General features: G+C 62.3%; 11 protein-coding genes. 6 read left to right on the top strand and 5 right to left on the bottom strand.

Going from position 1 to position 12,584, the window contains the following annotated elements; translation table 11 throughout:
• Positions 1-14: 14 nt before the first annotated feature.
• Together CPY51_RS15630 and rctB are read left to right on the top strand one after the other, a co-directional pair.
• The gene (locus CPY51_RS15630) at positions 15-680 is read left to right on the top strand and encodes an acyl-homoserine-lactone synthase (RefSeq protein ID WP_111161411.1); all 666 of its coding nucleotides are present in this window, start codon (positions 15-17) and stop codon (positions 678-680) included.
• Between the two features lie 21 nt (positions 681-701).
• Positions 702-1,070: an SMa0974 family conjugal transfer regulator gene (gene rctB / locus CPY51_RS15625; RefSeq protein WP_111161146.1), complete on the top strand. Its 369-nt coding sequence runs from the start codon at positions 702-704 to the stop codon at positions 1,068-1,070.
• A gap of 20 nt (positions 1,071-1,090) precedes the next feature.
• Here rctB and CPY51_RS15620 read toward each other — a convergent pair whose 3' ends face one another.
• From CPY51_RS15620 to traA, 3 genes are read right to left on the bottom strand one after another with little or no spacing between them, the layout of a single operon-like run.
• Positions 1,091-3,556, bottom strand: a complete 2,466-nt coding sequence (locus CPY51_RS15620) for a zeta toxin family protein (protein ID WP_111161145.1) — start codon at positions 3,554-3,556, stop codon at positions 1,091-1,093.
• Positions 3,557-3,558: 2 nt separating this feature from the next.
• A complete protein-coding gene (locus tag CPY51_RS15615) occupies positions 3,559-3,828 on the bottom strand; it encodes a hypothetical protein (RefSeq protein ID WP_111161144.1) in 270 nt (89 codons plus the stop codon).
• Positions 3,829-3,857: 29 nt separating this feature from the next.
• On the bottom strand, positions 3,858-8,492 hold the full coding sequence (gene traA, locus CPY51_RS15610) for a Ti-type conjugative transfer relaxase TraA (protein WP_111161143.1): 4,635 nt from the start codon (positions 8,490-8,492) through the stop codon (positions 3,858-3,860).
• 221 nt (positions 8,493-8,713) lie between these two features.
• Between traA and CPY51_RS15605 the strand changes: the two genes are divergently transcribed.
• The 3 genes from CPY51_RS15605 to traG are packed head-to-tail and all read left to right on the top strand — an operon-like array spanning position 8,714 to position 11,134.
• Positions 8,714-9,001, top strand: coding sequence for a TraC family protein (locus tag CPY51_RS15605; RefSeq protein ID WP_111161142.1), 288 nt, complete (start codon positions 8,714-8,716; stop codon positions 8,999-9,001).
• A complete protein-coding gene (locus tag CPY51_RS15600; protein ID WP_111161141.1) occupies positions 8,991-9,224 on the top strand; it encodes a conjugal transfer protein TraD in 234 nt (77 codons plus the stop codon). Before CPY51_RS15605 ends, CPY51_RS15600 begins: the two co-directional genes overlap by 11 nt.
• On the top strand, positions 9,221-11,134 hold the full coding sequence (traG, locus tag CPY51_RS15595) for a Ti-type conjugative transfer system protein TraG (RefSeq protein ID WP_111161140.1): 1,914 nt from the start codon (positions 9,221-9,223) through the stop codon (positions 11,132-11,134). The genes CPY51_RS15600 and traG overlap by 4 nt, the downstream gene beginning before the upstream one ends.
• A 9-nt stretch (positions 11,135-11,143) precedes the next feature.
• On the opposite strand, the gene CPY51_RS15590 is transcribed toward traG, so the two are convergent.
• Both CPY51_RS15590 and CPY51_RS15585 read right to left on the bottom strand, forming a co-directional pair.
• Positions 11,144-11,389, bottom strand: a complete 246-nt coding sequence (locus tag CPY51_RS15590; RefSeq protein WP_111161139.1) for a hypothetical protein — start codon at positions 11,387-11,389, stop codon at positions 11,144-11,146.
• Between the two features lie 95 nt (positions 11,390-11,484).
• Positions 11,485-11,883 (bottom strand): hypothetical protein, encoded by a 399-nt coding sequence (locus tag CPY51_RS15585; protein WP_111161138.1) that lies wholly within the window; start codon positions 11,881-11,883, stop codon positions 11,485-11,487.
• Between the two features lie 421 nt (positions 11,884-12,304).
• Between CPY51_RS15585 and CPY51_RS15575 the strand changes: the two genes are divergently transcribed.
• Positions 12,305-12,553 carry a WGR domain-containing protein gene (locus CPY51_RS15575; RefSeq protein WP_111161136.1) on the top strand — a complete coding sequence of 83 codons (249 nt, stop codon included), beginning with the start codon at positions 12,305-12,307 and terminating at the stop codon, positions 12,551-12,553.
• Positions 12,554-12,584 lie beyond the last annotated feature (31 nt).

The following is a 12,584-nucleotide window of genomic DNA, read 5'->3' as shown; positions in this document are numbered from 1 at the left end:
CGATGGAGGCAATCATGTATCTTCTTGTCCAAGCGCACCAATATCATAAATATGCAACGCTGCTCGATCAGTCGTTCCGCCTACGAAAGAAAGTCTTCGCCGATCGCTTGGGATGGGATGTGATCGTATCGGGCTCTCGCGAACAAGACCGCTACGACCACCTCAATCCTGCCTATTTGCTCTGGTGCGACGAAACAGGCCGACAGCTTTATGGCTCGGTCCGGCTGATGCCCACGACAGGTCCAACGCTCCTCTACGATGTTTTTCGCGAGACATTTCCGGACGCCTGCGACCTTGTTGCCCCTGGGATCTGGGAGGGCACCCGGATGTGCATCGACGAGGACGCGGTTGCCCGCGACTTTCCCGATATGCGTCCAGACCGCGCTTTCTGCTTGCTCCTTCTGGCGCTCTGCGAAGTCGCGCTCGACAATGGGATCCAAACGATGATCTCAAACTATGAGCCGCATATGCGGCGGGTCTATCAGAAGGCCGGCGCCGAATTCGACGAACTCGGACGGTCTGATGGCTTCGGCCGCTTCCCGGTTTGCTGCGGCGTATTTGAAGTCTCAGGCCCGGTCCTCTGCACAATGCGCCGCAAGATCGGCATTGGTGAACCGCTCTACCGGCGGCCTGAATACCCTGTGCAGGTTGTTCGCAAGCCGGCGCGGCTCTCGGCGTGACGGGCGGCGGGGTGTAGAAAGATGTCCGTCAAGTTCAAACATGCCGCGGAAGCATTTGTGCCGGTCCCACATGCTGAAGGCGTTGTCGAAAACCTCTGCGAGCGTACTCGCGGCCACTGCCTGTCGATCAGGCAGACAGGGGCCGACAAGGTTCTTGCCTTCGAGGACGCCCGCGCGATCCTGAGACCGACCAGCGCGGGGGTGCAGATGCGGGTTGAGGCCAAGGACATGGTCGTCTTCTATGGCGTCCGGGTAATACTGCAGGGAAACCTTACGGCCGTCGCCCCTGTCGACGCACAGGACGTCGAGTGGTATCCGGCCGACGGCGCAACATTCGGGGCGCTCAATAGTCGCGCGCTCCTCAGACGAAGCTGGTCAGGCGGTCGATAACGCCGCGAACAACGTACTTGTCACCGGCGGATGCCAAGTTGGGTTGTGCGCGCAACGTCACGACTTTGCCGGAGATTTCTTTCTTGCAGAGAGCCAACACGGGCATGCACAGCCCGCAGCGCATCCGCCTGCTCCCGGCTAATGCCGTACGACGATGTGAGCTTGGCGACATTTCCTGCTCTCAAATCCGCTTTGTCGGAAGGCGATAGCCGTTTGGTGATGGCGAGCGCCAATGACTCGAGTTCACGGCGTAGAGCGGGGTCCGTGTTCAGACGACGGACTTCTTCTTGGCGCTCAGTTGCTAGCACTTCTGACAGCCTTGCCGATGGGCGCGGTATCTCCACCTTCTGCCGCGCCTGTTCCTCACGATGCTGTAAGACGGTCTGGTGCCGCTCGAAATCCATCGCATGCCCGTAATCCGCCAGCGCTGCGGCGAGCTGCGGTGCATGGGCTTCGGCCGTCTGGCGTGCCGGGCTCGGCCCGCGCAACCATTTCCTCCCCTCCCCGGCCATATCGCCAAGCCGGCCGGCGCGAACATCATCGCGGGCCGCCGCGCCGCTGCGCGCATCGGCGATTTGTTGGACTGACGCCGAGACCGCCTGGCCGTTGCCGAACACGAGCCGTGACAGGTTTTCGATTTCCGCCCGCTTGTTGGCGAGCCGGGAGGAAACACGCAAGCGATCGGCAATCTCCGCATCGGTGAGGTCAGGCAGGTCCCGTGCAGGCACAAGAACCTCGGATTGCACGCTTTTTCGATCCGGCGATCGGCGCGCACCGAGGCTGCGCTCATTATCAGCGATGCCGCGAACAAACTCATCAGCCTCCCTCCGCCGTTCTGGATCGAACTGCAAATGGCGCGCCGTCTCGTTCAGAACTGCCTCCATCATGGCTTTCGCCCGGGCGCGGTTTTCGAGATCGCCCGCCCGAAGCCGCAGATCGTTCCGCACGGCGCGAAACGGCTCTCCGCTGGCGTCCTTGATCGCTGTTGCAATGACGGCGCGCTCGGCGATTGCCATGTTCCGGTCAAGCCGAGCGCGGGTATGGGCAAGAGCGGCGCCATAACCCGGCTCGATGATCTCCGCCATTGCTGCCTCGGCCGACCTGCCGCCGATTGCGACCGCGTTGGCGGCACGCACGAGGGCTTTCCGCATCCCAGCGGCGTCCATCCAGGAATCCACGACATTGGCCAAGCGAGAAAGCCGGTCGGTTCGACCGAACACTTCACGGTCGGCGGCGACACGATTGAGAGCAACATCGAGATGCTCCGTCAGCCGCCGGCGCGATCCGTCCGACGTTTCCACGGCGAGGTCCGCCGGCAAACGGTGCGGAAACTCCTGCGTTCCGCGCTTGTCCTGGACCATGGCTCGGGTTGCAACGATTTTCCCGCCCTCTAGCAGAAGGCCAAGATCGCGGACGGCTTCGATCAGCTTCAGCGTCATGTAGGTCTGCATCAGACGGCCAGTGGCATGGGCTTCTATATTGCCGATGGGCCGGCGTTCTGCATCTCGCACCGCATTGTCGTAGAGTTCGACGAACAGGCCCAATGCATCGGCCCGACTCTGGAAGATCGTGCGGCTCCGACGAGAATTCTCGTCGACATCGGCTTCTCGGCGTTGCGTGAGCAGATAGTTCACATCATCGGCGGCGCGCGTCTTAACCTCGGCAATGCGATCCGCCGGGGCTCTTCGTTCTTCCATCCGGCTCAGCACATAGCTCCAGTCGTCGGCAAAGCGTTGGAGCTCGGAACGGGTCATCGGTCGAGCCTGTTCCGCTTCCAATGCCTGCCTCGCGCCGGGTCGATCCGACCATTCGCCTTGCCGCAGCTCATTGTCGTAGAGGATCGTGCCACCGCGCGAGCGCAATTGCACCCGATCAACCAAGCGCTCGCTTTCGATCTTCTCCAGGCTGATGCGTAGCCCGTCGACGGCGGCGTCATGGATATGCTGCGGCGGAATGCGCGCGGCGTCGCCGAGGCGCAACATTTCCTCGAAGCGAACATGATTGCCCTGCCAGCTGAGGCGCGGATTGACGGCAACAGTGCGGGCCTCGACCTCGTAACCAGCGTCACGCGCCATGCCGATAACGCGGGCGACGTTTTCGGGGGTGCGCATCGTCGTCTCGAAGACAATGTTCACCTTACGCTCCGCGGCCGCCGCCAGCAGCTTCTCCGTCCATCGCCCGGCGTCCGCTTGCGTGAACTGCGACGCCGTCTCCGGATCCTGTCGCTGGAAGCTGAGAAACTGCGGATGGTAAAATCTGAGATCGTCGCCGACGATACGGATCGTCGATCCCGATTGTTCAAGCTCCACATGGCTTGCGAACAGAACCGCTGTCTTCCCAGCGCCTGGCTGACCGCCGAGCAGGATGAGGCGGGGCCGCTCTGCCGGCGTCTTTGCCGTTGGCAGATAATCGGGAAGAATGTCATTGCGGAAAATGCGCTCGTTCCTCTCCGGCGAGAGCGGGCCGGATGCCTGATCCTCCGCCATGGTCAGAACTCCGCCCAGAAGCGGATCTCTTCCTGCACGCGCGGTCCCCAGACCGCGATGACGTCCTCGACGGCATCGCGATCATCGGCGGAAAGGCTCTGCTGCACATCGATGAGACCGCGACGCCGCTGGCGCAGCGCTACGGCGGCCGCCGGATCGGTATCCTCGAGCTCGTAGACGCGGGCGGTGACGATCGCCCGGGCCTGGTTGAGGATCTCGATGGCGATCTCGGTTCGGACGATCGCGTCGTAGGACGTTTCGTGCTCTGCCATGTGCTTTCCTTTCATTCGTCAAAAACTTGTTATCGGGTGAGACCGCGGGCGCGATCGATGGCACGGCGCTGGCGTTCGGATATGATCTCCTGGCTGCCGTGCGTCCGCACAGTCTGCTGCACGACCTGCAGACGCTCCCGCATCGCCTCGAAGGCGCGGCGCTGCGCCGGCGATACGCGATTGATGACATCCGCCTCGCCGCGAAGAATGGCGTTTCTGCCGAAGCGCTCGTCGAGCGCCCGGCTGACAGCGGCGAACTCTCGGGCGATGTCAGGATCGAGAGAGCGAGCGGCGGTCTCGATCCTGGCGCTCTTCGCCTTTTCTTGTCTCTGCTTTTTCAGGTCGGCAACCAGATGATGAAGTGCTTCTTCGGCCGCCGGCGAAATACCGGGAATGGCAACGGTCATGCGCCGACGCTCTTCGGTGATCGCCTGCGTCTCCGCATCGAGGGCGCTGGCCCAGGATGCACTGAGCGAACGCACCCGGCTTGCGGCCTCCGGCACAGCCTGAACCGCTTCCTTGCGTTCCCGGCCGACGGCGAGCAGCTTGTCCATGATCCGATCGGAGCCGCGCAGCGCACCGTAGGCTGCGGGATCGTTTGCCACCGCCGCCGCGATCCGCTCGCCGGCAAAACCTTTCACGATCAGTTCTTCGATCGTGCCAACGGTGCCGGCGGGATCGCGCCAGATGCGCCCGGCGGTCTCGGCAAGCGCTGCGCGGTGATGGCGATAGTGCGGGACGGCAAGCACCCGTGTGTGCGCCTCATCGTCCACCGACGTCTTGAACTCGGTTACGGCGGCGAGCATGGGAAGCGTAGGTATGCTCTCCTTTCCGGCCTCGACACTCGCACCGGCGACGATCTTCGATCGATCCTGTTTCTCAGTGAGATGCTGCTCGTCCGCGAAGCGCCTGATAACCTCGAACAGGCGCACCAGCTTTTCGCGGCGCTCATCACCGAGGTCTTCCGGCATGCGCTCGGCAACATTGCGCTCGGCTATCGGGTCGGCCTTTGCGGTGAACGCGCTCCAGCCGAAGCGTGCCGTCAGCGCGTCGCTCACCGCCTTCACCTCCTGGACGATCTCACGATTCTGGACGGCAAAGGAGAATGCGGTCTTATAGGCGTCTTCGCCGCCGTTATTGCGCACCGCCTCGATTTCGACGAGACGGGCCATCGCCCGTTTCGAGAGCGCCGGGATCGACAGGGACATGCGCGCGCGGCGCGTCTTCTCGCGATCCTGGAAGCGATCTTCATTCCGGCGGAACTCCGTCGCGTGCGCGCGAGCCAGCGGCAACAGGTCGTCGAAGGCCGCCATCGCGGCGGCGCGCTCATCGCGTGCCGCCCGGCCGTCGACCATGAGATCGGAACCGCGCAAGCGGCCGAGACGGTCCGGGGCGATCGCGAGATCGTCGGCGAGCTTACGTGGCTCGATCGCGGAATCCGATGCGAGCGCATTCAGGCCGACCAGCGCCGCATCCGGATCGCGATAGACGTTCTCGAGAACCGGCCGCAGGATCGCTTCCCGCTCCTTCCATCGTTCGGACGAAAGCTGAGCACGGCGCGCATCCTCCTCGACGCTGCGAGCAAATGCGGTGGTCGACGGGATCAGATGGTAGCCACCAACCGAGTTATCGGCCGAGACGGCTTCCGCCCGGGACTCGTTGTACGAGACGCTGCGTTCCCGTTCGATCGCAAAACCAAGCGCGACGCTCGCCCGCTCCCAAAGCCTCGCCACCTTCCCGCGCCTCTCGGCGATCCACGCCAGCCGCCGGGAAACGCCCTTCTCCATCCCGGCCGCGACCCCGGCGACCGTGTCGATACCGCGCCGCTGGGCGAAGTCGCGGGCATGCGCCTGGTAACCTTCCTCGGTTTCGAAATCAAGCGTCGTCGTCTTGGCGCCGGAGCGGCCAAGACGCGCGACAAGCTGTTTGAACAATTCCGGCCGGTGGCTTTCGCGCTCGATCCGTTCCTGCCGAGCATCAGCCGTCTCAACCTGTTCCGCGGTCCAGATATTGCGTTCGACCTGACGTTCCTCTGTTCGCTTCTCGCCTGTCTCCTCATCGGTGACAGTCACGTCCACCTTCACGGTCTCGACGCCATCCTTGCGAAGCGTGACCGTGTCGCCGTCCGAGACGCCGCCTTTCTCCAGCGCCCTTGGTAGGCTGACGCCCCAAACGCGATGGACGGTTCCATCGTCAGTCTTCACATCGGCGTAAGGGCTTTCCTTGGCTTGCCTGTCTTCGGGACGGAATTTTGCTTCTCCGGTTTCGACGAGCTCGCCGGTGACGCCGGCGGAATGATCTGCGCGCGCCCTGCCCCATTCCGGCTTCGGCTGGAAATCTTCTTTGGCCGCATAGAGGTCGACGCGGTCGCGATGGCGGGTCATCGACACATAGGTCAGATGCTGGTCCATCATGCCGGTGGCAAGCACGAAAGTCCGGTCGACGGTTGCGCCTTGAGATTTGTGAATGGTCGCGGCATAGCCGTGATCGACATTGGTATAGCTGCCCTCGCTGATGACGACGTCGCGGCCGTTGTCGAGACGCACGACAAGCAGCGGGCCGGCGCGTTTGTCGCCAGTCGCAACGACCGTGCCGAGCATTCCGTTCTTGACATATTGCGGACCGAGGCGACGCGCCCGCGGCTCAAGGAAACGAGCATTCTCGAGGAAGATGATGCGGTCGCCTGCGGCGAACTCGCGAACCCCGCGCGCCGTGAGGAACTCGCGCGCGCCGGTGAGCGCGCCGTCGTCCATCATGACCTTGCGCAGCGACTCGTTCAGCTTGCGGACGTCATCATTGGTGTGGGCGAGCACGAGCAACTCGTCGCCACGAAGACGAGAGCCGTTTTCTCCCTCACCGGATGTTTGGACCAGCCGACGGCGCGCGTCCGCCCAGTCGGAAACCACGCGGCCGATGATTTCGTCGCGCGTCTCCGCCTCGACAAGGCGTCCATGCGCGGCATAGGCATCGAGACCCTTTTCCACCTCACCACGAGCGAACAGACGCGAAGCCTCGCGCGCCCAGTCCTCGCGCTGGCGGCGCACGCCGGCCAGTTCGGCAAAGCCGATCCGATCGCTGATCGCGCGGAACGCTGCACCGGCCTGGATGGGTTGCAGCTGCATGGCGTCCCCGACCAGGACGGCTTTCGCCCTCGCATCCTCGACCCCCTTCAGGACACGCGCCATCTGCTGCGAGGACACCATGCCGGCCTCATCGATGACGAAGACGTCGCCCCGTTTCAGGAGATCGCGCCCATTTTCCCAGGCCAGTTCCCAGGAGGCGAGCGTGCGCGACTTGATGCCAGAACTGTCTTCAAGCCCTTCCGCGGCCTTGCCGGCAAGCGCTGCGCCGAACACTAGGCGGCCCTCGCCTTCCCAGGCAACGCGTGCAGCGGCAAGCAGCGTCGACTTGCCGGCGCCGGCGAGACCGACGACGGCCGCAATCCCATTGTCGGCGGTGACGTGGCGCACAGCATCCACCTGTTCCGCATCCAGTTTGATGGGCTTTTCCGGATCGGCCGTTTCGACCTGTCGCACGGCGGAGGCGACCGCCGCATAGGCGACACCGAAGCCGGTACGCTTAGCCAGGACTGCAGCCGACTGCGCCATGTCATATTCGATGCGAAGGATTTCGCGCGTCGTGAAGATCGCCGGCTCCGAGGACTTGCCGGTCTGCGCGTCGATCCGTTGCGGCTTCAACGTGATCAGCTCGTCCGACGCCATCAGCCGCGCCCGGATATTGGCGAAGTCGACGGGATCGTCGACAGTGCGATGCAGCGCCTTGGCAATATCCCTCTCGTCGAAGGTGGAGCGCTCATTGCCGAGCTGCTTCAGCAGGAGCTCCGGCTCTGCCAGCAGCCGGTCGGCCATCTTCTGCCGCCGCGCCAGATCGGCCGGCGCGAAATACATCTCGATGCCCTTGCGGGCGAGCGCAGCTTTCTCCGGCCCAAGGTGCTTTTGCGCGATGCCATCGAGCCCCTGTTCGGCATAGGAGCGGCCGTCGAGACGGATATCATGACCGGCAAGCGCCAGATGCTGATTGGCCGTCTCGGCCCAGGCGATCTTCCAGTCCTTCATCGTTTCCTTGTCGCCGGCCCAGACCTTGTAGACGATCTTGCCGTTCGGCCGATCCGGCGTAACGACGCGCAACGGCTCGCCGTCCGCGCCAAGCACCGGCACCTTCTTTTGCCCAAACCCCTCCTCCGCCAGCGGCCTCAGCGTCGTCATCAGATGGATGTGCGGATTGCTGTCCTTGTCATGAAATACCCAGTCGGCGATCATGCCCTTCGAGGTAAAATTGTCTGCGACGAACTCACGGACCAGGGCGATATTCTCGGCCCGCGTCAGCTCTTCCGGCAGGGCGATGATGAGCTCGCGCGCGAGCTGGGCGTCGGCCCGGGTCTCGAAGGCATCAACCGCATTCCACAGCGCCTCGCTGGCAGCGGCAACCGTCTTGCCGTCGATGGCCGCCTTCAGCCAGGGGGGAATCTTATCCGGGACCGCCAGTTCCTCATGCACCAGTTCGCGCGATCCACCGCGGTAGCTGAACGATGTGCCAGCCTGGTCGTCCATCATCCGGGCGCGGTGACGATAGGCGGCGGCCGAGACGATGCTGCGTCCCGCTCCCCTGCTGATCACCTGCGCTCTGACGAACATGATCGCCACCGTCGTCTCCAGACCTTTCAAGCACGTCGCGACAGCGACGTATATTGCGCCCTCAAACCAATCGGACCGAAGGGCCGATGCCGCTTTTCCAGAAGACGGCCCAAGCCGAATTTCCGGCATCGACGATTTAGGGACTTGTGCAGCGTAGCTTATTTGACTAGGTTTTTCTAGTAAGTTAAATCGGAAAGCAGAAATTTTCTGCAGTTGCAAAGGATCGGACAATGGCTGCAAAACCTTCAATTCTCGATATTGACGCACAAATCGAGAAACTGCGTGAGCGTAGAAAAACTTTAATAGTCAAATCGGCTGACCGCTTTGCCCGCGCGGCAACGAAGTCGGGACTGGCCGAAATGGAGATCACTGAGGAGGAGGTCGATCGCATCTTCGAAGAGATCGCTGCCCGATTTCGCAAAGCAGAGAAGAAGGGGACTGCTCGCGCATCTTCTCCGCCGGGTGGACAGCCAGGTGGCGGGCCTGGAGCGACGACGGAGGTTCCTCATGACAGCTGACCGGAAAAAGGAGGCGCGCGAAAAATTCCTGCTCGGCGGCATCGTCGTGCGGGCCGGATTGTCGAAGGCGGACCGCGCCTTCCTGCTCGGCGGATTGCTGGAGCTCGCGAGGATCGCGCCAAGCTCATTCGAGCATCGGCGGCTTCGGGGCATCGGTGAGGAGGCTTTCAAGGTCCCGACGCTGGATGGTGGCACGCCGCTTATGGTCGAGGCGGCAGAATGACGATGAGGGCAAAGCCGCATTCCAGCCTGTTGCTCACTTTCGTGCCGATCACAGTGACGGCCTTTGCCGTCTATGTCGCGGGCTGGCGCTGGCCAGAACTTGCCGCGGGCATGACAGGAAAAACGCAATACTGGTTCCTTCGAACCTCACCCGTGCCGGCTCTATTGTTTGGACCGCTGGCGGGACTTCTGGCCGTTTGGGCTCTGCCGTTGCATCGGCGAAGACCGATCGCAATGGCAACGCTCATCTGCTTCTTATCCGTCGCCGGCTTTTATGCGCTGCGGGAATTCGGCCGGCTTTCACCTTCCGTTGAAAGCGGCGCGGTGACATGGAGCCAGGCGCTGTCGTTCATCGACATGGTGGCCGTGGTCGGCGCTGTCGTCGGCTTCATGGCGACGGCGGTATCCGCACGCATCTCGACCGTCGTATCCGAACCGGTAAAGCGCGCCAGGCGCGGCACCTTCGGGGATGCGGACTGGTTGTCCATGTCTGCGGCGGGCCGGCTCTTTCCGGACGACGGCGAGATTGTCGTCGGCGAGCGTTACCGTGTCGACAAGGAAACCGTCCATGAGCTGCCATTCGATCCGAACGATCCGGCCACTTGGGGACAGGGCGGCAAGGCGCCACTGCTCACCTACAAGCAGGACTTCGATTCCACCCATATGCTCTTCTTCGCCGGATCGGGTGGGTACAAGACGACAAGCAACGTCCTGCCGACGGCGCTCAGATATACCGGGCCGCTGATCTGCCTTGATCCGTCGACCGAGGTCGCGCCGATGGTGGTCGAACACCGAACGCGCGCGCTCGGCCGCGAGGTGATGGTGCTCGATCCCGCAAACCCGATCATGGGTTTCAACGTGCTTGATGGCATCGAGACGTCGAAGCAGAAGGAACAGGACATCGTCGGTATCGCCCACATGCTGTTGTCGGAAAGCGTGCGCTTCGAATCGTCGACCGGCTCCTACTTCCAGTCTCAGGCGCACAATCTGCTCACCGGCCTTCTGGCGCATGTGATGTTGTCGCCGGAATATGCCGGTCGACGAAACTTGCGCAGTCTCCGGCAGATCGTCTCCGAGCCGGAGACCTCCGTGCTCGCGATGCTCCGTGACGTTCAGCAACATTCGGCATCGAAGTTCATCAGCGAAACGCTGGGCGTCTTCGTCAACATGACCGAGCAGACGTTCTCGGGCGTCTATTCGACCGCGTCGAAGGATACGCAATGGCTGTCGCTCGACAACTACGCGGCCCTCGTCTGCGGCAACACGTTCAAGCCGAGCGATCTCACCACCGGCAAAAAAGACGTGTTCCTCAATATCCCCGCGTCGATCCTGCGTTCCTATCCGGGGATTGGACGTGTCATCGTCGGATCTCTCATCAATGCCATGATCGAGGCGGACGGCGCGTTTCAGCGCCGGGCGCTGTTCATGTTGGACGAGGTGGACCTTCTCGGCTACATGCGCGTGCTCGAAGAGGCGCGTGACCGCGGCCGCAAGTACGGCGTCAGCATGATGCTCCTCTACCAGTCCGTCGGTCAGCTGGAACGGCATTTTGGAAAAGACGGCGCGGTCTCGTGGATCGACGGCTGCGCGTTCGCGAGCTACGCCGCGATCAAAGCGTTGGAGACGGCGCGCAACGTCTCGGCGCAATGTGGGGAGATGACCGTCGAGGTGAAAGGCAGTTCGCGCAACGTCGGCTGGGATACGAAAAACAGCGCATCGCGTAAATCGGAGAGCGTCAACTTTCAACGCCGGCCGCTCATCATGCCCCACGAGATCACGCAATCGATGAGGAAGGATGAGCAGATCATCGTCGTGCAGGGACATAGCCCGATCCGAAGCGGCAGGGCGATCTACTTCAGACGGAAGGACATGAATGCGGAGGCCAAGGTCAACCGTTTCGTCAAGCCGTGAGTTCAGATGTCAGGCTTGCTCGGCCTTTTCGTACTGCGCTTCGGTCGGCCACTGCGTCGCCGTCATCGCCGAAAGTGCGACTTCAATGGCCTTGCGCGCCTCAAGTAAATCTCGATGCCGGCTCGACGGATCGACGTAGACGCCATAGCCGTTGACAATCCGTCCGTCGAAACCTCGCTGTAACGCATCCAGCGCGATCCCAACTTGGTCTTGAATGGTCGTCGTCGAAATCTGCGCCTTTTCTATAGTCGACATTCTGCTCCCCTCTTCGAACGGCAGTCACACCAGATTGGAAAGACCCTATCCCCCATGAAGCGCTAAAGCGAGGGGTCCAACACCGGGCCTGAAGCTTATCGCCAGTCGCGCCGACGGTAACGTTCAAACGGATCGGCCTCGCCCGGCGGCGCGAACCATTCGACGAACTTCGAATAGCCCATGGCGAAGCTGATGAAGCCGACCGCCATCAGGAGGATCGCCCAGAAGGGCATCCCGTTCGCCGTTTCGGGCTTTATGAAGGCTGCGAGCGAGAGCGGTAGCATGATCACCCCGCCAAAAACGAGCACATTGACGACCGGGCGGAACATGCAAAGCAGGAAGAACGCAAGATGCCAGGCGCAATAGAACACAGTGAGCACGCTTCCGACGGCAATCGCGGCGATCAGGCGGGCGAAAAACCACAGCAGTCGCAGGACAGGGTTGCGTCGAGTGGCTTGTGAAAGGGTTCTGGTTCGAGGCTGAATTTCGCTCATCGCGCCCTCTCGTCTGATCGACTGCACACACGCTTCCGTCTGGTCGACATGCGATGCTGTCGACCAGACGGAGTCTAGGTCGCAATGGAGATCAAAGCAAGAACGGGTTGTTGGAGCGCCAACTACATCCGGCCGGCGGTCGATCAGCCGGCCGCACCAGCGACGGTATCTTCCTGCGGCACAGCGACCGGTCGATCTGGCTGCGGCGCGCCCGCGAAAGGGATCGTCACCGAAGGCCGAGACGGCAATGCCGGCTCGGGGAGCGACGGAACGGCGCGAGTAGAGCCCGGTCGGCGATAGCCGATTTGCCCGGCTACGCCTCATTGCCGGAGGATCATTCCATCAGCAAAATGAATCGTTGCATGGCGATAGATTCAAAATTGTCGTTGGACCGGGTTTCCCCGATCGGCGATTCTTGGCCATGCTCGTTCAACCATACCAGCTCTATATCGAACGCACGGACCCGGCCAGGAACATGGCGCGTTACTACGCGCTCGCGATCGAACCGACGTTGTTCGGCACTCTCTGCCTGAGCCGACGATGGGGCCGGATCGGTTCGTCGGGACAGTCGATCGAACATCACTTCGACGAGGAAAGGGAGGCTGTGGCTATGTTTCTCGACCTCCTACGGACGAAACGAGCGCGGGGATACAAGACGGTGCCCCAGTGACAGCATCATAATCTCATTTGATCGCCGGCCG

Source organism: Arminella tubonensis (genome assembly GCF_003240585.1).
Lineage (GTDB): Bacteria > Pseudomonadota > Alphaproteobacteria > Rhizobiales > Rhizobiaceae > Rhizobium > Rhizobium tubonense.
The sequence above is the reverse complement of the archived record's forward strand: the minus strand, read 5'-3'. Positions and strand labels throughout refer to the sequence as shown.